At 47.5% G+C, this 25,168-nt stretch carries 15 protein-coding genes; 10 read left to right on the forward strand and 5 right to left on the reverse strand.

Annotated features, from left to right (window positions below):
• Positions 1–86: 86 nt before the first annotated feature.
• From VFC92_07595 to VFC92_07605, 3 genes are all read right to left on the reverse strand, one after another.
• Positions 87–902 (reverse strand): DUF1338 domain-containing protein, encoded by an 816-nt coding sequence (locus VFC92_07595; GenBank protein HZK08050.1) that lies wholly within the window; start codon positions 900–902, stop codon positions 87–89.
• A gap of 56 nt (positions 903–958) precedes the next feature.
• Positions 959–1,939: a lipoate--protein ligase gene (locus tag VFC92_07600; GenBank protein ID HZK08051.1), complete on the reverse strand. Its 981-nt coding sequence runs from the start codon at positions 1,937–1,939 to the stop codon at positions 959–961.
• 206 nt (positions 1,940–2,145) lie between these two features.
• Entirely contained in the window at positions 2,146–2,472 is a 327-nt protein-coding gene (locus tag VFC92_07605) for a hypothetical protein (protein HZK08052.1), read from the reverse strand.
• A 124-nt stretch (positions 2,473–2,596) separates the two neighbouring features.
• On the opposite strand from VFC92_07605, the gene VFC92_07610 reads away from it, so the two are divergent.
• The 8 genes from VFC92_07610 to VFC92_07645 all read left to right on the forward strand — a co-directional run bounded on the left by VFC92_07610 (position 2,597) and on the right by VFC92_07645 (position 17,092).
• Positions 2,597–5,578 carry a DEAD/DEAH box helicase gene (locus VFC92_07610; protein ID HZK08053.1) on the forward strand — a complete coding sequence of 994 codons (2,982 nt, stop codon included), beginning with the start codon at positions 2,597–2,599 and terminating at the stop codon, positions 5,576–5,578.
• 169 nt (positions 5,579–5,747) lie between these two features.
• Positions 5,748–6,821, forward strand: a complete 1,074-nt coding sequence (locus VFC92_07615) for a serine protease (protein ID HZK08054.1) — start codon at positions 5,748–5,750, stop codon at positions 6,819–6,821.
• 60 nt (positions 6,822–6,881) lie between these two features.
• Positions 6,882–8,150: a replication-associated recombination protein A gene (locus VFC92_07620; protein HZK08055.1), complete on the forward strand. Its 1,269-nt coding sequence runs from the start codon at positions 6,882–6,884 to the stop codon at positions 8,148–8,150.
• A 62-nt stretch (positions 8,151–8,212) separates the two neighbouring features.
• Complete coding sequence (locus tag VFC92_07625; protein HZK08056.1) at positions 8,213–8,392, forward strand: hypothetical protein; 180 nt, start codon at positions 8,213–8,215, stop codon at positions 8,390–8,392.
• 469 nt (positions 8,393–8,861) lie between these two features.
• A complete protein-coding gene (locus VFC92_07630) occupies positions 8,862–12,122 on the forward strand; it encodes a SusC/RagA family TonB-linked outer membrane protein (protein HZK08057.1) in 3,261 nt (1,086 codons plus the stop codon).
• 36 nt (positions 12,123–12,158) lie between these two features.
• Entirely contained in the window at positions 12,159–13,748 is a 1,590-nt protein-coding gene (locus VFC92_07635) for a SusD/RagB family nutrient-binding outer membrane lipoprotein (GenBank protein ID HZK08058.1), read from the forward strand.
• A 23-nt stretch (positions 13,749–13,771) separates the two neighbouring features.
• Positions 13,772–14,527, forward strand: a complete 756-nt coding sequence (locus VFC92_07640; protein ID HZK08059.1) for a fibrobacter succinogenes major paralogous domain-containing protein — start codon at positions 13,772–13,774, stop codon at positions 14,525–14,527.
• Between the two features lie 57 nt (positions 14,528–14,584).
• Complete coding sequence (locus VFC92_07645; GenBank protein ID HZK08060.1) at positions 14,585–17,092, forward strand: LamG-like jellyroll fold domain-containing protein; 2,508 nt, start codon at positions 14,585–14,587, stop codon at positions 17,090–17,092.
• Between the two features lie 153 nt (positions 17,093–17,245).
• On the opposite strand, the gene VFC92_07650 is transcribed toward VFC92_07645, so the two are convergent.
• Together VFC92_07650 and VFC92_07655 are read right to left on the reverse strand one after the other, a co-directional pair.
• Positions 17,246–18,208 (reverse strand): mechanosensitive ion channel family protein, encoded by a 963-nt coding sequence (locus tag VFC92_07650; protein ID HZK08061.1) that lies wholly within the window; start codon positions 18,206–18,208, stop codon positions 17,246–17,248.
• A 58-nt stretch (positions 18,209–18,266) separates the two neighbouring features.
• Complete coding sequence (locus VFC92_07655) at positions 18,267–21,311, reverse strand: hypothetical protein (protein ID HZK08062.1); 3,045 nt, start codon at positions 21,309–21,311, stop codon at positions 18,267–18,269.
• A 79-nt stretch (positions 21,312–21,390) separates the two neighbouring features.
• Between VFC92_07655 and VFC92_07660 the strand changes: the two genes are divergently transcribed.
• Together VFC92_07660 and VFC92_07665 are read left to right on the forward strand one after the other, a co-directional pair.
• Complete coding sequence (locus VFC92_07660; GenBank protein ID HZK08063.1) at positions 21,391–21,906, forward strand: hypothetical protein; 516 nt, start codon at positions 21,391–21,393, stop codon at positions 21,904–21,906.
• A 195-nt stretch (positions 21,907–22,101) separates the two neighbouring features.
• Positions 22,102–24,510, forward strand: a complete 2,409-nt coding sequence (locus tag VFC92_07665) for a TonB-dependent receptor (protein HZK08064.1) — start codon at positions 22,102–22,104, stop codon at positions 24,508–24,510.
• Positions 24,511–25,168 lie beyond the last annotated feature (658 nt).

Consider the following 25,168-nt stretch of genomic DNA (forward strand, 5'->3'; position numbering starts at 1 on the left):
AAACTTGTGGTGATGAGAAAAAATAATAGCGCACGAACTGGCTTTTATCAGCAGCGTGCGCTATTATGTTTGATAAAGTATCTCTATTACTTCTTCTTGTTGTAAAAGTTGGTGCTTTCAAAGATTTTGTCGGCAGATTTGGCGATGAAACCTGAATAGAGTTTTTCATCGTTGTCGGGATAGCGACGTGCAAATTCGTAGTAGCATCCTGGAATCCCGTGCGTGCCTTCTTCGAAATCCACAGCTACCACCTCCGATTTTATGCTTGATTGCTCAAGGAGTTCTGCCGGCGTACCTTTTATCTCGCCACCTGCATCGTTCATTTGAAAGCCGTTTTTCTTCAAAAACTCGTTTACTTTCTCCACGGTGTCATAGTGCTTCAGGTAGTTGACACTAACGGTGAAGTGGTTGGCACAGAAGCCATAAACGTAAAGCCAGGCTGCGTATTCCGACTCATCGCGCAACTGTTTGTACACCTCAAATGAAGGTGTTCCCCAAAGATTGCCGGCAAAGATCAGCTCGTCGGATTTTAATTGAGCCGCCGGAATTTTATCGATGGCAGCTTTCACAGCTTTTTGCAATTCAGGGCTGAATTCTTCGGTCTTCAGCTCACTGATAAAAACCCGCGGTGCCATTTGGTCGCTCTTGTGCTCGTAGTGGCGGGCAAATAGTTTCTTGGTTTCAAACTGATATTCGCCTTTGGGTTCGTAGCCGGCCTCAACGAAAGGGCGTGCTATTACATCGATGTTTACCCGTGGATCGTTAAAGGTGCGAAGAGCGATGTGGTCGTTGTGGACTGTTTCGCCCGAAGCTTCAAAAAGATTGTGAATCTTTTGTACCGAAGGGTTTATTTCGGTATAACCTTTCCAAAGTTTTTCAAAAATTACTTCTTTTTTCATCATATTATGGGTTTTTAAATTTTTCATTAGTTGATAAATGCAGTAGGGGCGGAGTGTTATCAAAACATTCCATCCAAAAACTCTTCGGTAGCTACGTTTTTGAAATAGTGCTGCAGGTTTGTGCTTTGCAGCCGCTGCTTGATGGCCTGGCGATCGTGCGGCACGTTTTCGAGCAGATGCTCAATGTCAGCGGTATCGAGCAGGCTGAAATAGTCGCCGAAGATTTTTATCTTTTCGATGGTGCCATTTTTTACCTCCAGGTTAAATTCGATGTTACCGCCCTCGGCTTTTATCTTTCGTTGAAAATTATAGCGGGGCGAGTAACCAAAATTCCATTCGCGGGTGCGGTATTTCTGGTCGGCAAGCTGGTTTATTTTTTTAATATCATCTTCCGTAAAACGGGTAATTTCCATTTCAGGATGTGATTGCCGGATATGTTCGAGGATTAGATTTTTGAAAGTAAGCACATCCATAGGTTTCTTCAGATGGCTGGCAATGTTGGTTACGCGGCTGCGAACCGACTTCACAGCTTTATCTATAAACTTATGCGGATCTACTTTCAGAGCGCTGCTCAGATCGGTAAGTTGTGATGAGAACAACAGCGTGCCGTGGTGCAGCACACGATTTTTATAAACATGTTCGGCGTTGCCCGAAAACTTTTTCCCTTCTATGGTCAGGTCGTTGCGGCCTTCGAAGCGTGCATCGATGCCTATTTTTTGCAAGGCTTCCAGGATGGGCTTTGTAAAGCCACGGAAATCGACCAACTCATCGGTTTGCCCATTGCGGATAAAGGTAAAGTTGATGTTGCCCAAATCATGAAAAACGGTGCCTCCGCCAGTGATTCGTCGCACCACCGGGATGTTATGCTGATCGACATACTCCAAATTTATTTCAGCCAGCGTATTTTGGTGCTTGCCCACGATGATGCAGGGATCATTGCGCCAAAGCATAAAAATATCGTCGTTAAATTCGCGTAAGCAATACTCTTCGGCGGCGATATTAAAATAAGGATCGGTGTGTTCTCTTTCGATACAACGCATTCGTTACGGGTTTTAATAAGGCGGCAAAATTACCCGTAAATGTAATGGATAGCGAAGTAAGGTTCAGATTTAGAAAACTTTAACATGCAATTTACGGCTATCATTTGGAAGAGAAGGCGGAGAATAAATTCCAAATTCCAAACTGCGGAAGAGTTTGGCTTTTGAGATTAATTTGGATATTGATTTAGTAAGATTTGGGGTTTCCCCTAATCCTCATCGCTGATGTCCTGAATATCTTCCTCGCCGCCGGCAATGGTATCGTCATCATCATCTTCGCTGCCACCGCCGGAATCCTGATTCTCGAGTTTTTCGAGTTCCTCCACCGAGTCAACTTTTACGTTAACACGGATCATGTAGCTGGTATCTTCAGTGTCGATGGTGATCACATGGAAAAATTCATTATTTCCTTTGTTCACGCGCAGCACATGGTTTCCCCAGCCATCAGGATATTTTGCCCGGATAGCTTCTTTTACCTCATCGGAGATAGTGTCGATGTTTTTGATCACCCTTTTTTTTTCCGTTTTCTTTTCCATTTCACAAAGAAAATTATTTAAACAATCGATTTTTAATATTTCATTGCATCAATGCCTTTTTCTCAAAATGGCGCGGCAAATATAACAGCGTGTTTTTGAATTAAACAAGAAGAAAATAAAAATATTGCTAAAATGTTTGTCTTTCGATGTGGAGAAGCCGCTATCTTTGCGGGTTTTACCCGAAGATATGCAGATTGAATTTTCGCTTTTCATACAAACACACGAAAAATTAGGGATGCTGCTTCACCCTTATCTGATAAGAGGCGGCGGCAAACATTATTATACCATTCACGACAGGCTTTCGGTGGAGAAAAGTCGCAATTATCGTGGCAAACTGGCGCCGCACGAAGAAGAGATCATCAGCCTTACCGAAAACTACTCTGACCGAAATCTGGCGAAGCGCTTTACCAAGGCTACTGCCCACACCTATCTCGAGCGGCTTACCGATGGCTACATCGCACAGTTTGTGCGACCTTACATCGAAAAACAGATGAACCAATGTTTGGAGCTGGCGCGCCTAAACAAAATTCCTGTGTTTATTAGGGAAACAAAAAATGTGGTCTATAAAGATGATTTTGTGCTTGTAGCACAAGAGCCAGCCGAGGTAATCTTCAATTTTATAAAACTTAAAAATGAAACACGCTATTATCAAAATATCAGCCATGAGGGGCGCAGCGTCCACCTTACAGGCGGCGACGGCCTTATTTTAACAGATAGTCCTTGCTGGCTTTTGCTCAACAAAACGTTGTATCATTTCCGCCAGCAGGTGGATGGCCGCAAGCTTGCTATCTTTTTTAATAAAGAATTTATCAGTGTGCCGCCGGTGCATGAAAAGCGTTATTACAGCACTTTCGTGAAAAAGTGCATTCGCGACTTTCCGGTCATCGCGCAGGGTTTCCCGGTGCGGCATCAGCAGCCCGAAAAGTACCCGATGCTCACACTCGATTTGGATATAGAAGGTTTGCCTTCGCTTTTCTTACAATTTAAATATGGCGATCAAATCCTAAAATCGCAGAAAGGGAAGGTGAAAGTTGTAAATTTTTCGCAAGAAGAAGATGCGTATGCTTTCGATTTTTTTTATCGGGATGTAAATTGGGAGGCTGAAACAGTGTCGTTTTTGGAAAGCCTCAGGTTAAAAAATGTGTATGAAAATACCTTCCAGATAGATTCAGAGCTTTCGCCACATCGGGTGGTCAACTGGCTCAACGAACATTCTACGACGCTGAAACAGCAGGGTTTTCTGCTTTCGCAGGAGATCGGAAACATTACTTATTACACAGATTCGACGGAGATTGTGGTGCGTGGCGACGAAAGCCAGGATTGGTTTGATGTGCATGCGGTGGCGCGTTTTGGTAAAAATTTTGAGATACCGCTGGTGCAGCTGCGCAAGCATCTGCTCGAAGGTATCCGCGAATACCGCCTTCCCGACGGGCGTGTTGCAGTGTTGCCGGAGTCGTGGTTTGCCGATTTCAGCGATCTGCTGACCTTTGGCCAACGCGAAAAAGATGTTATAAGAGTGCGCAAGTGGCACGGCTCTTTGCTTTCGGCACTTTCTATCGGTGGCTTCGATGGTGCTAAACGACTGACGGCGGCCGGGAATTTGCCGCCAGACACAGCGCCGCCCGATCCTCCCGAAGGATTGCAGGCACAGTTGCGCAGCTATCAGTTGGAGGGTTTTCGGTGGCTCGACTTTCTGCGAAGAAAACATCTGGGCGGATGCCTGGCCGACGATATGGGATTGGGGAAAACGTTGCAAGCGCTTACCTTGCTGCTGAACTATATTGGCAAAACCACAAAGCTGATAACAGTAGCGCCGCCGTCAACGGACGGACAGCTTGATTTGTTTGCTTCGGCTGATGAGCAGATCGCTACGGGCAAACCTTCGCTTGTGATCATGCCGGCCTCGCTTATCCACAACTGGCAGGCTGAAATCCGGAAATTTATCCCGCACATCAGTTACCTTACCTACACCGGGTCACAGCGCCACGATTTGTTGCCGTATTTTCCGCATGCACACCTGGTTCTTGCCACCTACGGAACCATCCGCAACGATTTTGATGAACTTTCAAGGTTCGATTTTGGATACATCATCCTCGACGAAAGTCAGGTGATAAAAAATCCGGCTTCCAAAATGGCGCGTGTCATTTTCAGGCTCAAAGCCGATCACCGTGTGACACTCAGCGGCACGCCCATCGAAAATTCGCTTTCCGACCTTTGGTCACAGATGCATTTTCTTAACCCCGGTCTGCTGGGCGAGCATGCTTTTTTCAAACGATTTTTTGCAACGCCCATCCAAAAACATGATGACCGCAAAAAGCAGGAAAAGTTGCAGCAGCTCATCCGGCCTTTTATTTTGCGCCGTACCAAACGACAGGTCGAGAAAGAACTGCCGGAGCTTAGCCAGGAATACATCTATTGCGAGATGACGCCCGAGCAGGAGCAGGTGTACCAGCAGGAAAAAGCCAAAATCCGCAACTTTATTCTCGACAATATCGAAAAACAAGGCGTCGGCAAATCGGCTATCGTCGTGCTAAAAGCGCTCACCCGTTTGCGGCAGATAGCCAACCATCCCGTTCTTACCGATAGTGACTATCAGGCGGGATCAGGAAAGTTTGATGAGGTGGTGTGGAACATCGAAACGTTGATTGCTGAAGGTCATAAAGTGCTCGTTTTTTCATCGTTTGTAAAGCATCTGCGCATTTTCACTGATTATTTCGACAGAAAAAAAACCGGATATTCGTTGCTAATAGGAAGCACCCACGACCGTGCAGCTGCCATCCGTAGTTTTGAGGAGGGTGATAAGCGAAATATTTTTTTTATCTCGCTCAAAGCCGGCGGCACGGGGCTTAACCTCACGAGTGCCGAATATGTGTTTCTACTCGATCCATGGTGGAATCCGCAGGCGGAGCTGCAAGCCATCAGCCGCGCGCATCGTATCGGGCAAACCCGCCATGTGATGGCCTATCGTTTTATCACCGTCGGCACCGTGGAAGAGAAAATTATGCAGCTTCAGCAGAAAAAATCAAAACTTGCCGATATCTTTATCAATACCAACAATCCGCTTAAAGCGATGACGGTGGAGAATGTTACGGATTTAATTTCTTAGGTAAAAAAAACATCTGACAAAAAACAAATGCCGTTAGATTTGTTATTTTAATAAACCATCAGAAATGGCGGAGGCTGCGGCATAAATATTTTGGAGCTGCTCGATAATTTCATTTTTGATAATTTGACCAAACTATGCAGGAACATTATTGATACGATTCTATTTTAAAATGAAAAAACACCTTTTAATAATATTGCTATTGATATTGCTGGTGGGATTTGGTGCATCCTGCAGCCGGCAGATCGTAATGATGCCGGGCGCTTCGGATAAGGATGGCCGCTACGACACCGAATATCCCGGACCGGCTTTTGGGCGTGCACTCGATAATATTAGCGAAAGCGTCCTCAAAATGTATTGCCTGGCCGAGTACGACCGGTATTACATCGATACAGCTATATTTTTTACACAATCTGATCTGGCTGCAGGGATGCTTCAACGGCGAACAACAATGCGTACCAATTTCAGCGAGTCGGTGCATGGCAGCGCCACACTCCTGCGCAACAGTGGTGACCGACTGGTGTTGCTTACCTGCGCCCACATTTTCGATTTTCCTGACACCGTAATCTCCTATTACGAACCGCTGACTCCCAATACGGCGGCGGGCATCGAAAGTGTTGCCATCAAGCGTAGGCAAACACAGTTTATCCAGGAGCACTCTGTGACCGAACCCTTCGACATTATTGCCATCGACTATGATTTGGATATCGCTTTTCTGGGTACAAAAAGTGAGCGTTTGACAAATGACAAATTGCCGGCCTTTGATTATGCTGCGGGCGACGACCGGATGCTCGACCGGGGTAGCGTGGTGTATGTATTTGGTTTTCCATCCGGTTTTCAGATGGTGAGCCGTGGCATAGTTGCCAACCCAAACATCGGCAAAAAGGGTGTGTTTTTGTTGAGTGCCAATTTTAATGAAGGCATAAGCGGCGGTACGGTGCTCGCCATGCGCGACGGACAGTCGAACCTGGAACTGGTGGGCATAGCCAAGTTGGCTTCCGCTTCCTTCATCAATATTATCAAACCAGAATACGATAGCCACCAGCAGCGCTACAATTCAAACCTGCCCTATGAGGGGCAACTTTTTGTAGAACAACAACGCACCCTCAACTATGGCGTCACCTTCGCCGTTTCTATTCTTACCATACGCGATTTTTATCTCCTCAACCGGCGGCGGTTTATCGCTTCGGGTTACAGTCTCGACGATTTCTTCTCGTCGGGTACGCGCAAGAAAAGGCTGGAATAATGGTTGACCCTTTTCAGGAGATCAAACAGCTATCTTTGCAAAAAATAACTGCTTTACGCAATGAATACACAAAAGCCACTGGCTGAGATGCTGCGTCCTGAAACGCTCGAAGGCTATATCGGTCAGGAACATCTGCTGGGCGAAGGAGCCATTTTGCAGCGCAGCATCCGGTTGGGCAACCTGCCCTCGATGATATTGTGGGGCCCACCCGGCGTAGGAAAAACTACGTTGGCCTACATTATTTCAAAAACACTAAACAGGCCTTTTTATACCCTTAGCGCCGTAAACTCAGGCGTGAAAGAGGTTCGTGCTGTCATCGAAAAAGCCAAAGATGAACCTGGTGCCATCTTGTTTATCGACGAAATACATCGCTTCAGCAAGTCGCAGCAGGATTCGTTGCTTGGTGCGGTGGAAACGGGAGTAATTACGCTGATTGGCGCAACAACCGAAAACCCTTCGTTTGAGGTTATTTCGCCATTGCTCTCGCGCTGCCAGGTTTATATCCTAAAATCGCTTGACGAAAAACATCTGAAGAGAATGCTCGAAAGTGCGCGGCTTTATCTTGGTGAATCGCTGGGGCGGGATATCCATATTGATGAGGACGAAGCGCTGCTGCGTGTTTCGGGAGGGGATGCCCGTAAGCTTTTTAATGCCATTGAACTTGTGGTAAAAGCAATGCTCAGCGAATCGGAAATCCGCATCACCAACAGCCTGGTGCTCGATACCATTCAGCAAAACATCGCCATGTACGACAAAGGCGGTGAGCAGCATTACGATGTGATTTCAGCCTTCATCAAAAGTATCCGCGGAAGCGATCCCAATGGAGCCGTGTATTGGCTTGCACGCATGATTGCCGGAGGTGAAGATCCTAAATTTATTGCCCGCCGGCTGGTGATTCTGGCCAGCGAGGACATTGGCAATGCCAATCCCAATGCGCTACTGCTTGCCAACACCTGCTTCGATGCCATCAGCAAAATCGGCTGGCCCGAAGGGCGTATCATTCTCTCACAAACGGCTGTTTATCTGGCTACTTCGCCCAAAAGTAACGCCACTTACATGGCCATCAACGAAGCGTTGGCGTTGGTCGAAAAAACCGGCGACCTGCCCGTGCCGCTGCATCTGCGCAATGCGCCCACTAAACTCATGAAAAATATTGGCTATGGCAAAGAGTATAAATATGCCCACGCCTACGAAGGTAATTTCGCGCTGCAGGACTTCCTTCCCGACAAGATCGCAAACACCCGTCTGTATGATCCCGGCAAGAATGCCCGTGAAGAAGAAGTGCGCAAGTGGCTGCATGCAAGATGGAAAGGAAAATACGGATATTAAGAAGTCGGTAGTCGGCAGAGATGAGAGGTGAGAAATGAGTTGCGAGCCAAAAAAAAAGTTGCATGTCATCAGAATTCTTACTCTCGTCCATAGCTTCTTGTGGTTTGTACACGCACTTTGCCGTTCAGTTTATGCTGGTTTCGACTTGGTTCGACTACGCTCACCAACCGACGCTCACCAGCCACCGCTCACCAGCCGACGCTCAACCACCACCTGAGCTGCATTTATTTTTGCAGGCTTAACCTGCCTTTATCCTTTAAATATTTAAGTGATTGAACAGGCACAGCCTGTAAAAATAGACCGGGCGAGGTAAAGCCCCGCCCAAACTCCGTCCGTCCAAAACCTTCGATTCGCACTCCACGTATGCTATTTGCGCCAAGCGCCACGCGCCATGCACAACCTGGGGCGACATCCGATTTTAAATTTCAATTCAACGATCTAAAAAACACACACAGGCACAGCCTGTAAAAATAGACCGGGCGAGGTAAAGCCCCGCCCAAACCCCATCCACCCAAGTCTTCGATTCGCACTCCACGTATGCTATTTGCGCTAAGCGCCACGCGCCATGCTTCAGACACGACCAGAAAATTTTTAAAAAAAATGTTAATCATCTCATTTGCTTCATTACATTTGCTGGCTAAAGCATAATACAATAGTGTCAATAAATACTTTTGGGCGACTCTAAAAAGATCATCAATTAATACTTGTGAAATGAAGCAAAAATTACTACTAACCCTGCTATTTCTGCTCGGTGTTTCAATCCTTAATGGACAGGAACTTACGGTTTCGGGGCGGGTTACCTCTGCCGACGATGGGTTGGGAATACCCGGCGTGTCGGTTTATATCAAAGGTACCTACAGCGGCACCATCACGGATGTGGAAGGAATCTATACACTTGCAGGTGTTGCTCCTGCCGACACATTGGTTTTTAAGTTTATGGGTTTTTTTACCGCTACCGAAAAAGTAGGCGCACGTTCCAAAATTAGCGTGGTGCTCACACCTGAGGCAGTAAACATCGAAGGGGTGGTGGTGACGGCGCTGGGCATAAAACGCGAAAAGCGGGAGATAGGCTACACCACCCAGAGCTTTGAAGGTGCCACGCTCGAAAAGTCCAACTCATCCAACGTATTATCGGCGCTTAGCGGGCGCTCAGCGGGAGTGCAGATTTCGTCGCCCGACGGTGTGGAAGGTGGCACCACACGTATCGTTATTCGTGGCAACAACAACCTCACCACCGACAACCAGCCCCTCATCGTGGTGGATGGTGTGCCACTCGAAAATCAACCCGGCCTCACCGACATCGGTCGCGGTCAGGACTGGGGATCGGCCATCAACAATATCAATCAGGCGGATATAGCCGAAATGAACATTTTAAAAGGACCTACAGCTTCCGCTTTGTACGGATCGAAAGGAGCCAACGGCGTGGTGCTGATCACCACCAAGCGCGGCAAAAAACAAAAAGGTCTTGGCATCAGCTACAGCTACAACTACAAAATTATCAACCCTTACCGCTATCGTTCTGTGCAGAACGTTTATGGTGGCGGTGGCCCGCTGACGCTCTCGGAGCCGCAATTTCAGCAGGACAGCTCGGGTACCTTTTTGTATCCGGCCAACTCGCACACCAACAATGGTCCCTTCGAGAAGCCTACCTCTGAGCTCTTCGGATATTATGGCAGTTCCGTTTCATGGGGACCAGAAATGAACGGCCAGATGGTAAAATGGTGGGATGGAAAAATGCGTCCCTGGTCGCCACAACCCGACAATCTGAAGTCATATTTTGGCGATGGCAGCAGCGGCACGCACAATGTTGCCTTTTCCGGTGGCAGCGACATGGGAACTGTCCGTGTGTCGTTTACGCGTACCGATCATAAACCCATCATTCCCAATAGCAACTACGATCAGACTACCGTAAACCTGGGTTCAAGCATCAACATCTCTCAAAAACTAAAAGCCGACGTAGCCATTTCCTATATCAATTACAACCGGCTGAACAGCCCTAACATTGGCGAGTCGTTCAGTTCCTTCAGCAAGGCATCGCTCTATTCGTGGCCGCGCAGCTGGAAAGGCATCGAATCTAAGAACTATGCCAATCCCGATGGCAGCCGCAACGATTGGGGCGGCAACTATCCGTTCGAGTATATTTCGCCCTACAACTGGTGGGAATTTTACAACAACAACACGACGCTTTCGCGCGATAAACTCATCGGCTCTTTCGGGCTTAGCTGGGAAATTACCCCTTGGCTAATAGCTTCCGGACGGCTTGGCCTCGACCTTACCACCGACCAGCGCGAAACCCGAAACAATCCTGCCGACATCGCCGGCATCCTGGATGGCTTTTATGAAAATGAACTTTCGCGTCTTAAAACTTTCAACAACGACTTCCTGATTACCGCTTATCGCGATGTGCTTTTCGGTAGTAAGCTGGGCGCCAAACTATCGGTGGGTGGCACCCAATACCAGCGGCGCTTTTATCGCACTCGTGCCAAGAGTGGCAAATGGATTGACCCGTGGCTTTTTACCTCCTCCAACTTCGAAAATCCGGAGCAGATCATCTATAGCAACGGCAGTCGCCGCGAAGAACGCAACGACAAAGACATCAACTCGATATATGGTTTCTTGAATCTGAATTACGACAATTACCTTTTTGCTGAGATTACCGGCCGCAACGACTGGTCGTCGACCTTGCCCCCCGGCAGCAACTCTTATTTTTACCCTTCCCTCTCGATGAGTTTTATTCCCACCGAAGCTTTTGGTATTAAAAGTCATGTGTTGAGTTTTTGGAAAATAAAAGGTTCGTTGGCCAAAGCCGCCACCGACACACAGCCTTACCAGCTCGATTACGTATATTATTCAGGCCTTTTCGGCAATACACAAACCTCTTCGCTCGACCGCATCATTCCTCCGCTGGATCTTGCGCCCCAGGAGGCCAAATCTTTTGAGATAGGAACTACACTGGGTATGTTCGACGAGCATCTGAGCCTGGATTTTACCTGGTATCATATCATCTCAGACAACCAGATTCTTACCCTGCCGGTGCCCGCTTCTTCGGGAGCTACCGGTACGGTGATTAACAACGGAAAACTCGAAAACAGCGGCTTTGAAGTGATCATGAACCTGGTGATTTTTAACCGCGCTTCGCTGGTTATCGAAACAGGATTAAACTTCAGCCGCAACCGCAACTATGTGTTAAGTCTGGGCGAAAGCTCCGAACCTCTTGAGCTGGGCAACATCTGGGGTCTCAACGGCCCGGCCATTGCCGTGCGCGAAGGCGACGAGTATGGAACCATCGTGGGCTACGACTACGTTTACCATGAAAATGGTCAGCCCATCCTTTCTGATGACGGAACCACTTATAAAATTACCGACAACCGTGTGCCTATCGGGAATGCCTCACCCGATTTCATCGGCGGCTGGTCGACGCGTTTTATCTATAAAGGTTTTACGCTCTCCACGCTTATCGATACCAAATGGGGTGGCGAAATCTACTGCGGCTCGCAGGTGATAGCGATGCAAACCGGCCAGGCGCCCGAAACCCTCCTGGAACGTCAGGGCGGCGGACTACCCTATACCGACGAAGACGGTGCGACGCGTAATGTGGGTGTGATTTTGCCCGGCGTTTACGAAGACGGCACCCCCAACGATAAAGTGGTGCATTATTATTTTAAATACATGCCCAATGCCGGCGGATGGGGAAAAGTGATCTCTAAGCCCGGCATTATGGACAATACCTGGGTGAAGATGCGCGAAATTGCGCTCTCTTACAATGTGCCGGTAAAGGTGGTGGAAAAGACGAAAATCTTCCAGAGTCTTTCGGTAAATATCGTGGGACGCGACCTGTTTTATATTTACTCGTCGCTGCCTAACAAGATAAACCCGGAAGGTCTGATGGGATCGGGCAACGCACAGGGACTGGAGTGGGCCTCCTATCCCGGCACACGCTCCGTGTCGTTTGGCATCACCGCTTCTTTTTAATTTTTTTAATGATAATGATTTTCAAAGATTTTTATAATGATAAAAAATAAAATATTGTTGGTAGCACTTACCACCGCTTTATTGGTTTTTGCTGGTTGCAAAAAAGATTTTGAGGAACTCAACAAAAACCCCTATGCCACCACCATCACCAGCATTGGGCCGCTGTTCAACAACGTAACGGCTTCGTTGCGTCTGGGCTGGAACGAGCAGTTTTATATACACAACGAAGTACTTTATCCACAAACGCAACTGGCGGCACTCACCAGCCAATCCTGGTCCAATCTGAGCATTGGCACCGAAGAAACCTGGACAGATTATTATGTGGCGCTGGCGCACATCCGCGACATTGAGCGGCGGCTGGAAGCCATCGACAACCCGGCACATCCCGACTCGCTCGACAATGTGCGTGCTATGGTGAAAATTCTGTTGGCTTATAAGACTTTCCGCGTAACGGATTTGTTTGGCGACATGCCTTTTTTTGGAGCAGGACGCGGCTACGAAGGAACTGAGTTTTTGCACCCTGTTTACGACTCCCAGGAGGATATTTATCTTTTCCTGCTCGACGAACTAAAATGGGCCTCGGAACATATCAGCCTGCAGCCCGAATCTTCTACCGGCGGCACTTTTTATAGCATCGCGGCTTACGACAAGCTCTTCGACGGGCAACTGCTGCGCTGGAGGAAATTTGCAAACTCCCTGCGGCTGCGCCACGCCATGCGTATTGCCGAAAAACGTCCCGAGCTGGCAACCGAAATTATCAGCGACATCATCAACAATAATCTACCGGTGATAAAAGGTGCCGAAAATGTGGTGATGATGCCCCGCAAACAAAACTGGCTGCGCGTAAGCACCAACTGGTCGTTTCGCGAACACAAAAATTTGCGCATGGGTACCACCATCCGCGACGCCATGAGCAACAACGACAGCATCAACGGAAGTGGTTTTTTCGACCCCAGGGCTTTCCTCTTTTTCGAAACCAACAATGCCGGCAACTGGAAGGCGTTTCCGCAAATTCCCGATGCCAATACTCCTCCGGCAGGCGGCATTCCTTATGGCCTGCATCGCGACCAGAACTATACCATCAAAGGGACAGATAACATTTATTCTCCGTTCAATTATTATCTGATCCGCGACGAAAACGATGTCCCGGAGATTATTATCACAGGCGCCGAATATCATTTTATTCTGTCGGAAGCTTATTTTCGTGGGATCGGGATGCCGCAGGATGCCAATGAGGCCTCTGCCGAATATTTTACCGGCGTAATTGCATCGATGGAATTTTGGGATCAGATGCATGATAATTCTGCTATCTGGCTTTACACCTCTCCGCTTTACGAACAAGCCAATCCTTACGATGCGGCCAATAAGATTTTCTTTTTGGAAAACGACGAAGAGAAGCTCGATTTGCTTTATGAGCAGCGCTGGCTCGATGCTTTCCGTCAGCCGTGGGAAGCTTACAGTCTGGTGCGACGCACCAACCGAACACCCCGCGTAGGCGCACCGCTTAATTTTTTCAGGCTTCCGTATCCGCCCAGCGAGTCGGAGCACAACAGCACTAACTGGTCGGCGCAAAGCGCTGTGATGGGAGGCGATGTCTCCACCGTGAAAGTTTGGTGGATGGAATAAGGTTTTATAATTAATAAATAAAAATGATGATGAACAGAAAATGGTTTTGGTTTCTTCCAATAATGTTGTTCGCACTTTCGTGCAATGACTCCGATGATGCAACGCCGGCGCCTAAGCCACAAAATACAGGAACGCCCTGCCCGGGTGCCTCCGAAATAGTTTATGCCGGGCGCACGTATCATACCGTAAAAATTGGCGACCAGTGCTGGCTTCGCGAAAACCTGGATGTGGGCGTTATGATAGCTGCAACGGATACCGCCAAAAATAACGATACCATCGAGAAGTATTGCTATCGCAACGAACTGGCTAACTGCGAAGTTTATGGTGCACTTTATACCTGGGATGAGATGATGCAGTACAACGATAGCAGCCAGCGTGGCATTTGCCCCGAAGGATGGCACATCCCGGATGACGCCGAGTGGCGGCAGCTCGAAGTCAACCTCGACAGCATTTACAACCAAAATGACAGCGTATGGCTTGTCAAGGGGTGGCGCGGAAGCAACGCTGGCGGACGGATGAAAGCGACAGGATTCGTCCCGTGGTTGAATCCAAATACCGGAGCCGGCAATACGGTTGGGTTTACGGCGCTTCCCGGTGGAATGCGCCACGCCGAAACAGTGCAGTATGAGCATTTGCATCAAAGCGGCTGGTACTGGACAGCCACACCAGACGGCGAAACAGACGCTTTTTATAGATTGCTTTCCTACACCCATGCCGACATAAAAAAAGGCAACACCAGCCGCGAAAATGCTTTTTCGGTAAGATGCATTAAAGACTAAGAATTTATTAAATAGAATAATCAGCTTATTAATACTGACATTTAAAACTTTAAAATTATGAAAAAAATCTACATCTGGCTGCTGATGGCGATCATGATTGCCGGGGCAGGGGAGGGGTTCTCCCAATCAAACCAATATCTGCACTTCGACCGTGTAGACGACTTTGCGATACTCGAAGGCGGCGGGCAATATGTGGTGAATAAAACTGCCATCTCGATCACCGGCTGGTTTTATTGCGACGAGCTGGCCTACGGTCAGGGCATGATGGGCTTTCGCGATGGGTCGAGCGGTTTCTATATGATAATTCTCAACGATGGCATCATCGAATGCCGCCTGGCGGGTACCGGTGGAATGTGCGAGTTTGTTACTCCGGCCTATACGGTTGTGCCGCAGGTGTGGCAGCATTTTGCCTGGATCTATGATGGCACTGCCGTGAAACTCTACGTCAACGGCATTCTTGCAGGTAGTTCACCGGCTTCGGGTATGCTCACCAATGCCAGTATGCCTTTTGCCATTGGCAAGAGTCCGCTGGGTGCCGGTTTCAACTTTGTGTATGGCGGCCGCATCGACGAAGTATCGGCGTGGAATATAGCGCTTTCGGCCAGCGAGGTGCAGGATATTGTCGATAATGAAATATCTGGTACCCCTGAAGGATTGGTGCTTTATTACAAATTTAATCAGGGCGTGCCTGGTGGCAATAACACCACCATTACCAAACTCATAAGCGAAACGGGTGGCGATGAACGCGATGCCGATCTGATGAACTTTGCCATGGAGGGCGATATCTCCAACTTTGGCGGCGACCTCAATCCCGGGTTTCAGGCAATCACTTTCTCGCAGATTCCCAACCATCTGACCATCGACGAACCTTTTGAAATCTTTGCCGAAGCAAGCTCGGGCTTGGAAGTGCTTTTCAGCATTGTTTCAGGACCGGCAACCATAGAAGGCAACGTCGTCACACTCGATGGAACCGAAGGCGAAGTAGTGGTAAAAGCCAGTCAGCCTGGCGACGAAACTTATGAGCCGGCTGCCGACCTCTTCAATACTTTTTTGGTGATTAATCCCTACACCTATGCTCCCGAACTCGACCTGCGCAGCCCGCTGCAGGGCGACGTTTTTGCTCCCGGTCTCGACATGATACAGTTAGCAACCTATTCGATGATCGACAACCAGCATCTGTTTAGTATTCAATCCGTAAAATTTATGATCGATGGCGAAACGATTATTCCTATCAACTGGTTCAACGGCTATTATACCGCTTACTGGCGGCCGCCGGCTTTTGGCAGCTACGAAGTAAGTGTGGTTTCTACCAATAATTATGGCGCTGCAAACACCAAAATCGCACAGATCAACGTCACCGAGAACGTTACCGATCAGGATGTATCCGCATTTAGCGATGTATGGATTTATACCAGCATTCCCGAAGCTATTGTCGAGGCGGAACTGCCGAGCTATCAGGGTGCTTTTGGTCAAATCATCGGAACCCTTGAGCTGGCTTGTCCTGCCGGAGGTTGCGGCGAGTGGGATCGTATTGCACGCGTGGAGGCTTTGGGTCCCAATGGAAAATGGATTGAGATCATCCGCTACATTACGCCCTATAGCAAAGCTTGTTCGCATAGCATCGACCTCACCGACTACCGCTGGATATTGCAGGGCAAAACGAAATTCCGCATCAATTGTGTGACCTTCGACAATGGATATTTGTGGAATCTCTCATTGTATTATCATACCGGCACTCCCGATCACAAGTATAGCGCTGTTAGTCCGGTGTGGCACCAGGAATATCCTTTTGGCGACCTGGGTAACTTGCAGCCGGTAGAGCCTTATAGTTTTTCATTTCCTGCAGGCGTAAGCGGTTCAACACTCAAACTGGTGGGAACCGGCCATGCCTGGGGCGACAACAATACCGGCAATGCTGCGGAGTTTCACGAAGATACCCACCATATTTGGGTAAACGGAGTGGAAGCTTTTGACCAGCACAACTGGCAGATTTGTAATCCCAATCCCGATGGCTGTCAGCCACAAAACGGCACCTGGTTTCACAACCGTGCCGGCTGGTGCCCCGGATTGATTGCTCCCTGGTTTGATTACAACATGACGCCCTACATCAACCAGCCCAACGTAGAACTTAAATATATTTTCGACGAAGACTATGTGGATTATTGTCATCCCAACAATCCCAATTGCATTACCGGAACTACTTGTCCCGATTGCAACGATGGCTACAACCCGTTTCTGGACGTGGCTTGTAATCTGGTAATATTTTCGGAGTCGCCGATAGATGCCGGCCTTTACACCAGTATTCCGCAGGCATCACAAGCGGAAACAATTACCACCGTTTATCCCAATCCTACAAATGGTATAGTGCATCTTGAGGTGAATGGTCCCGCCTACGATCCGGGTTCCATCATTTGGATTTATAACAGCACCGGCAACCTGATGGACTATCAGCGTTGGGACGGCACGAGCACTTCCGTGGATTTATCCGGCTTCACCAGCGGCTTGTATGTTTTGGTGATCCAAACAAACGAAGGCCTGCAAGTGGAAAAGGTGACGCGGCAATAAATCACGGCACTTATTTCTGTATTAATATTAAAAACGAGATCACCGCGTGGGTGGTCTCGTTTTTAATTTTTGTAGAAATGGTTTTGAATAATATCCCGAATATCCATAGCCCAGGCCTTCAGGTTTGGGTTTCCTGGATTTTCAGATTCTCTGTTAAAACAGTTCTTCTTTTTTAATAATTCCTTCTTTGATCAGTTCGCGAATGGTGATTTCGGTCATGTCGCTTTTAAACTGAGCCTCGTAGCGGACGTCGAGGACATATGCCTTTAGGCGGAGTTTGAGGTAGGATCTGACTTCTACTACCTCATTAAAAAAAATAGCAACAATAGGTTTGTTGAGATAGACAAAACGCGACACCTGCGCTGCCTCAATGGCGATTTTGCGCACCATTTGCGTATCGACGTTGACGGGCAGATAAATTTCGGCCACTACCTGGCAGTTTAGCTCCCCTCTGTTGGAATTGGACACCGAGGAGTTCATCAGCTCGGCGTTAGGCACCGAAACGGTTGAGTCGTCAGCCGTTACGATGCGTGTGGCGCGCAGGCCTATTTCAATAACTTCTCCGTAATATTTCCCGGTCTCTATTTTGTCGCCAACCTGAAACGGACGGTCGATGAGCAGTGCTACGCCACCAAATACGTTTTTGAGCAAATCCTGTGCAGCCAAACCTATGGCGATACCTACCGAAGCCGTAACGGCAATCACCGTTTCAAAAGGCGGATTGTAAATGCCTTTGACGATGGCGAAGATGATGATTGTCCAAATGATGATGCGCACCACCGGTATGACGCTCTTGATGGTAATGCGCAGCCTGACGCTTTTTTCGCTCACCAAGTCCAAAATTTTTATCGATAACTTAGTTAGATAATAGCCAATAAGCAGCAGGATGACAGTCCAGAAAATTTTGGAAAAAGAGATGGCATTAAATACATCCTTGGGTTTGGTAGGAACGTTTTCGTTGATGTCGCTGAGCAATTTGCGACCCTGGCCTCTGAGCGAATCGGCGTGAGTGGCTTCGGCATGTGCCGTATCAGGCAGCGCTGTTTGGGTTTTGTAAACGCTATCGTTGATTGTTACTTCCACACAGACATTAGCCACCGGGTCGGTCTGAGCCATGATACCGGAGTTTGTCAGCAGTATTATCAGCAATATAAAAATATTTCTTGCCATGACTTTAGTTGATAAAATTTCGTGATTTCAATAAACTCACCACCTGTCGGAAAATGATCGGGTTGATGGTATAAACATATCCATTCTGCATCAGCAGCCCTTTTTCGAGCAATGGCATCAATAGATTTTGTGCCTGAGTAGCCGGTATGTTGAAAATATCACCATAAGCTTCGGTGGATAGGCTGTCGTGCACCAGGATGGCATGCAGGATAAAGAAATAACTGGCGGGCAATTCTTTTACAAACGAAACATCTATTTCGTGGATGGAGGCGATGGTGATGGTGTCGTCGGTAATGCTGTGAATGCTGCGAAGCCAGTAAAGTTGCGCCAGGCTTATGTTTCCATCCGACAGATGGCGCAGATCCTTAAAATATTGTTTTTGCAGATAGCCATGTTTTTCGTCTTCTTTGAGATTTTTGAAGCTACGTGCGGTAATATTTTCATCAGAAGGCTCAAAGTTGATTTTGTATCCACTCAGGCTGTTGCGTTTCAGGATGATATTCATGATGGTAACTTCGTCGAGCTGCTTGAGCCTTACTTCTCTTACAAACTGGTCGGAGATGCGGATGGTGAGATTTAAGTAGTCCCAGGCGTGTACGGTGAAGCTGGCGATCCAGAATACTTTGCGGGAGGTTTGCATTATTAGTTCAGAAAACATCTTGAGGTTTTCGAATCCATTGACTTTTCTAAGATAAAACCGCTGCATATTTTCAAGGATAATAATCAGCTTGTCGGCGCGGTCATTGAGATGATCGATGATCTGCCGGTTGTTTTCAAACTTTTCGACCTTCAGCAGATTCTCAAAAAATCGCAGATAATCGTGCGCCAGAGATATTCGGTCTGTTGGTGCTTCGTGGATGATCTCTATGGTTGGAGCGGCATCGCGCAGGTAATAATTGATAAAGGATGTGATGCCGCTGCCTTTTTCGCCCAGTATGGCCACCGTTACAAAACGCTCTTTCTGCCAGTCGTCAAGGGCCAGTTTCATCTGGTCGAGTTCGCTGTGGCGATTTACAAAAAAGCGATCCTCATCGGTGGGGCGGAGCTGGTAAAGGCGTTGATACACGAATGGCAACTTATTTAGCGACTGCTCCGACTGACTGATGAATTCGGTAAGCTCGTACGAAATCTGTTTGCGGGGTGGCGCGAAGCCTATGCGAAGGCGCCATTTCATTACCCATGCGTAAGTATCCGTAAACCTGTTGCGAAGCATATTTCCTATTTTGGGAACAATGTTTCGTATCCATGCCAGGGCATCTTGCTGTAATTTTTTGGATCGGTTGATGGCTTTGATGCGAGCAATGCGCAGGTTGAGGTCGAAGATATTATCGGTATTTTTAAGCTTTTGAATCTCGGTGTTGAATACGTGCACCGCTTGTTGAAGATTGGTCAGAGGCTCATCATAAATGCTGCGGACGAGGGCAATGGCCTGGTTGAGATGGTCTTCGGCACGCGTATATCCCTCGGTGGTAACTACCAGAACTTCATCAACTGTAACCTGTTTTTGGTCGGGGAGCATGATGGCTGATTCGAGGCTGAAATCTGCAACGGTTCCCAAGGCCAGCAGTTTGAGCCGTACGTTTTCGAGCATCTCGCGTATCTGAGCATTTATTTTTTGAATTTCCTTTCGGAAATGGGGCAAAGCTTCAAATTGCAACAATTCGCGTGGCGAAATATAGCTGACTTCGCTATCGCGGACGCCCTTTTCGTAATTCATGTTTTTAACAAAACTGCGCCGATCGCTGATCTGATCGGAAGTAGCCAGCATCTTGCTCTCGAAGCTTAGAATATCTTCAGTGAAACCAACCGAAAGCACTTCGATGGTTTGTGCCAATAATTTATCTATTAGCTCACGGTTTAGTTTCTGCCGCTCTTTCACCAGCAACGGTGCTAACTGCTGCAGATCGCTCCCGTTCGTTTTTAGCCGGTTGCCCGAAGCCTTTAAAAAGCTACGTAACTTTTCGAAATCCGGCGTAAGCCTGCTCTCAATATAGGAGTCTATTTGCCCGCGCAGCTCCCCGAGCTGAGTGAGCACGTGGTAATAGAGTAGAACAATCTCCACGTCCACGGCCCAGTCGTCGAAAAGGGCGCGTTGGGTATTCTCCCATTTATGCAACTCGGTATCGAATTTTTGAAATGTCTCTTGGCTTTCTGCTACCAGGCGCCGTGGATTCAGGCGGTTAAGACTTAGATCAGGCGTATCGACGATGACCAGGGCATCGTCCATTTTTCTTGCAGCCGTTGCTAATTGCTGACGAATCTCATCCTGATATTTCGCTTCTATTTGTTGCAATTCTTCCTGCAACTTTTCCATCAGGGCGTCGGCTTCCTCTGGATGAATTGCTTCAGCGGGTTTTGCTGATCCTTCGCCCTTTGTCAACCACTGCTGTATTGCTTCGTCCATTTTATTATCGAATGCCCACAACTGCATCAATACCTTGTTGGTCTCAAGCATAAACTTCCAGGTAACAGGAGCCAGCATTTCGGCCAGGCGCGTGTGCAGATAATGCATTGCCATCAGCCTGAATGGAACTTTGCGAACCTGCCAGGTTACAAGATCGTAAGGTTTCATTTTGAAAAGGCGTCGCAGTGGATTGACGGTTTTTTTTGAAATCTTCTTTACTTTAAAGCGGCTATTGATCCGCACCTTGCGCCACCAGATTAGCGGCGTGTCTGTACGATGGATAGCATAGGGTGTAAAAATTTCGCGCGGCTGCAGCGTCCGCGGCATCTCTTTGAGCTGCGCCTCGAGCTCTTGTTTATAATTACCTGTAATTTGTGTAGTGTCAGTCGAGAGCATACGTTGCTGATGCTCCATCAACAGCTTAAATATCTCGGCAGTGAAATAGCGCAAGCTCCCAATGTTATCATCGGTTTGGGCAATGCTCTTCTCCAGCTTTTTGTATTCCTGCCGGTAGCTGCTGATGAGTTGGCTCAGGTCGTTTATTTTTTGATGATAAAACACAAAAAGATGCTCCTGTGCCCGGGCATTAAATTGATCCCACAAATTTATCAGCTGATCATGTTTTAGCTCTGTATCTGTTTTCATTACTGTGCTGTTAGACATGGCAAAATTTTTCATATTTTGACGATCTGCAAAATAAAACAAATATTTAGTTTTGCAGCCAATGAAAAAAGCTACCGCCATATTGTTCGTGATGTTGATCCTGAGTCAGGGTGCCGGTATGTTTTTTTTGTTAAAGCTGCAGCAGTCGGCAGCCAGGGCGAATATGAAAGAACGGTTAAAGAAAGGTGTGGATGACAGCGAACTCACGCATTTCGTGTTTCATCGCAACATGCCCAAAGAGGTGAGCTGGGTGCACGCGCGGGAATTTATGTACCGTGGTGAGATGTACGATGTGGTGCGCCAGGTAACTAAAGGCGACTCTGTGCACATCGCCTGCGTGCACGATCATCATGAGACAAAATTGGTGAAAAAACTCCTCAAAATCGTTAATCCTGAAAAGTCGTATCCGGCGGCAGCTGCAAATAATCATATTCGACCAGCATACAATTGGTTTTGCAATGATTTGTCAAAACCAATTGCTGACAGTTTTTCTCTGAGGGTATTATTGTCCTCGACAGATCCTTTCAGCCTTATTACTTTTCAGCCTGCCATCGCCGCTCCGCCTCCCAAGGTTTAGTTTGTTTTTAATTTCAATTTTTTCCAACTTGCACACGTCTGTTGTGTCTGTTTGTTATTGCTTTTCAGATTCATAATCCAGCGTTTGCTTTACGCAGATAGTTTGGTGTGGATAATCTGGAGCCAGCAATTAGCAAGGCTCGGCTGATGCAAGAGGTATTTATTTTATCAAGAAACTAAATTTACTATTCAAATAATGAAAAAATATTTCATACTGTTTTTAACTATTCTCTGGGGCGCTGTGTCTTTTGCGCAAAATCTCACCGTAAAAGATAATGTGACCCAGCAACCACTCGAATTTGTAACTATCTACAGCATTGCCGGCAATCATTCGACTGTGACCAACGTGCGCGGCCAGGCTGATGTTTCGGATTTTGATGGCGACAGAGATATTCTTATCCGCCTCATTGGCTATCAAAGCCGCACGATGAGCTGGGTTGACCTGCAGCAGCATGCCTTTGTGGTGATGCTCGATCCGTCGCAGATTTATCTCGATGAGGTGGTGGTGTCGGCAAGCCGCTGGGAACAGCAAAGCGGCGAAGTTCCCAACAAGATCACCACCATTACCCCGGGGCAGATTGTTTTGCAAAATCCTGCCACCGCCGCCGATTTGCTGGAACTCTCCGGCGGCGTATTTATGCAGAAAAGCCAACTGGGAGGCGGCAGCCCGATGATCCGTGGCTTTGCTGCCAACCGCGTGCTCATCACTGTGGACGGCGTGCGCATGAACAATGCAATCTTTCGCAGCGGTAACCTGCAAAACGTCATCAATGTCGATCCTTTTGCCCTGAGCAGCACCGAGGTGATTTATGGCCCCGGCGCCGTTATCTATGGCAGCGATGCAATCGGCGGGGTAATGAATTTTTATACACTGAAACCACTGCTTTCCGTCGACGGAAAACCGCTGGTAAAAGGAAGCGCCGTGGCACGTTACGCTTCGGCAAGCAACGAAATGACCGGCCATTTTGATGTAAATGTTGGCTGGAAAAAATGGGCATTGCGCACCAGCGCCAGCTACACTAACTTCGACGATCTGAAAATGGGAAGCAATGGCCCCGATGAATATTTGCGACCGGAATATGCCACGCGTATCAATGGGCAGGATTCCGTTGTTGCCAACAGCGATTCCAAAGTACAGGTGGCCACCGGCTACAGCCAATTCAACGTAATGCAGAAGGTGCGTTTTCAGCCCAACAAAGACTGGGATTTCAACTATGGCTTTCATTATTCGGCTACTTCGGATGTTCCGCGTTACGACAGGCTGATTCGCTATAAGAAAGGCAAGCTGCGTTCTGCCGAATGGTACTATGGCCCACAAGTGTGGATGATGAATAATCTTAGCATTACCACACAGAAAGCTACCGGAATCTATGACAAAGCTGCTCTAACTGTTGCCCATCAATATTTTGAGGAGAGCCGCCACGACCGCGACTTTGGCAAATCCTGGCTCACCAATCGCACTGAGAAAGTGGATGTGGTGACGGCCAACCTGGATTTTGATAAGAGATTCGATGTGAAGAACCGGCTTTATTATGGCCTGGAAATGGCGCTCAACAAAGTGCGTTCTACCGGCGACGATGAGAACATCAAAACCAATGAGGTTGTTCCAGCCGCTTCGCGCTATCCCGACGGCTCCACCTACAACAGCTATGCGGCCTATACCAGCTATGTGCATGCTTTCAACCGGCACGTTACATTTCAGGGTGGCTTGCGTTACAACCTGATTACGCTTGACGCTGATTTTGATAGGACATACTATCCTTTTCCATTTGCATCGGCCAGTCTAACCAATGGCGCACTCACCGGCAGTGCAGGCATCAGCGTAAAAACTGACAACAACTGGCTTTTTAGTGCCAACCTTTCCACCGGTTTTCGCGCACCCAACATCGACGATGCCGGCAAGGTATTCGATTCGGAGCCGGGTTCGGTGGTGGTTCCCAATCCTGACCTGAAGCCAGAATATGCTTACAATGCTGAGATATCCGTCACGCGCAGGTTTGCCGATTTCCTCGAAATTGATCTGTCGGTGTTTTACACCCATCTCGACGATGCGCTGGTGCGACGGAGTTTCCTGCTTGATGGCAAAGACAGCATCATGTACGATGGCGCTTTAAGTGGGGTTCAGGCCATACAAAATGCTGCCAGCGCCTTTGTTTATGGTTTTCAGCTCGATGCAGAAGCTGATCTGCCGGCAGGATTTGGTCTGGCAGGGCATTTCAATTATCAGCATGGCGAAGAAGAGCTTGACAATGGCAGCACTGCACCGCTGCGTCATGCGGCTCCCTGGTATGGCCGGTTTCATGTTACCTACACCCGCGCGCGCTTGAAAGCTGATTTGTATGCAGTTTTTAATGGGGAGACTTCTTATGATGATATGGCGCCCTCTGAGCAAAAAAAGGATTACATGTATGCAATTGATAACGATGGAAATCCGTATTCGCCTTCGTGGTACACGCTCAATTTTAAAATGCTTTACCAGCTCACCGATTATCTGATGCTTACCGCAGGCGTCGAAAATATTACCGATCAGCGCTACCGACCCTATTCGTCGGGCATTGTTGCACCGGGAGTTAATTTCATCGGATCGCTGCGGCTTACTTTCTAATGCTTATTATTGAGTAACCGTTTATTGGTTTTAACTGCTGAAAATCATTGCAATTCTCGATTCCTGAGGGATGTGGGTTTTCAGCAGTTTTTTTTATAAATGGTAAGAATAATCCCTATTGGGTGGTTTGAATTTAACGATAGAACTACAGATGGTCATCCCTTTATAGATTCTCTATGGGTAGATAATGACATTGCTACGAATTATTTCGTCCCAAACGGGACGAGATTTCTTCACAATTACTTTTTCTACCCATATTGTGTGCCTGACGGCACAATAGAAATTTTCAAATTTCATTCAAATAGTTAACTGTATTTTGCATTTCATTATCCTGTTTAAAAGCGCGTCATGAGTAAACATCTAAATCCTCCCTGAATTTTTATGTCCAACACTGTTTAAAATTCACTGTTGTCCGGCAAAAACTTGTTAATCCGCTACGCGGAATTTGAGAAAACATTAAACCCTTATTCTACAATACTTTATCCGCTAAGCGGAATTCGCCGTAGGCGATTTAGTATTGTAGCACAAAAGTAACCCTCAAATCTTCAATACCTCGTAGAGGTTCTACCGATAGTGGGGTTTTTACATTTATGAAATATTTAACCGGACATCAGTGTTTAAAATTATTAAAGTACAATGCGCGTATTTGTTAATCGGT

The organism is Bacteroidales bacterium, assembly GCA_035647615.1.
In the GTDB taxonomy this organism is placed as follows: domain Bacteria; phylum Bacteroidota; class Bacteroidia; order Bacteroidales; family 4484-276; genus SABY01.

What these genes read in the sequence shown, in the direction of transcription:
- VFC92_07595 (HZK08050.1), bottom strand. Translation starts at nt 902, where the DNA reads ATGATGAAAAAAGAAGTAATTTTTGAAAAACTTTGGAAAGGTTATACC.
- VFC92_07655 (HZK08062.1), bottom strand. Translation starts at nt 21,311, where the DNA reads ATGAAAACAGATACAGAGCTAAAACATGATCAGCTGATAAATTTGTGG.
- VFC92_07630 (HZK08057.1), top strand. Translation starts at nt 8,862, where the DNA reads ATGAAGCAAAAATTACTACTAACCCTGCTATTTCTGCTCGGTGTTTCA.
- VFC92_07625 (HZK08056.1), top strand. Translation starts at nt 8,213, where the DNA reads ATGTCATCAGAATTCTTACTCTCGTCCATAGCTTCTTGTGGTTTGTAC.
- VFC92_07660 (HZK08063.1), top strand. Translation starts at nt 21,391, where the DNA reads ATGAAAAAAGCTACCGCCATATTGTTCGTGATGTTGATCCTGAGTCAG.
- VFC92_07640 (HZK08059.1), top strand. Translation starts at nt 13,772, where the DNA reads ATGATGATGAACAGAAAATGGTTTTGGTTTCTTCCAATAATGTTGTTC.
- VFC92_07635 (HZK08058.1), top strand. Translation starts at nt 12,159, where the DNA reads ATGATAAAAAATAAAATATTGTTGGTAGCACTTACCACCGCTTTATTG.
- VFC92_07650 (HZK08061.1), bottom strand. Translation starts at nt 18,208, where the DNA reads ATGGCTCAGACCGACCCGGTGGCTAATGTCTGTGTGGAAGTAACAATC.
- VFC92_07605 (HZK08052.1), bottom strand. Translation starts at nt 2,472, where the DNA reads ATGGAAAAGAAAACGGAAAAAAAAAGGGTGATCAAAAACATCGACACT.
- VFC92_07645 (HZK08060.1), top strand. Translation starts at nt 14,585, where the DNA reads ATGAAAAAAATCTACATCTGGCTGCTGATGGCGATCATGATTGCCGGG.
- VFC92_07665 (HZK08064.1), top strand. Translation starts at nt 22,102, where the DNA reads ATGAAAAAATATTTCATACTGTTTTTAACTATTCTCTGGGGCGCTGTG.
- VFC92_07600 (HZK08051.1), bottom strand. Translation starts at nt 1,939, where the DNA reads ATGCGTTGTATCGAAAGAGAACACACCGATCCTTATTTTAATATCGCC.
- VFC92_07620 (HZK08055.1), top strand. Translation starts at nt 6,882, where the DNA reads ATGAATACACAAAAGCCACTGGCTGAGATGCTGCGTCCTGAAACGCTC.
- VFC92_07615 (HZK08054.1), top strand. Translation starts at nt 5,748, where the DNA reads ATGAAAAAACACCTTTTAATAATATTGCTATTGATATTGCTGGTGGGA.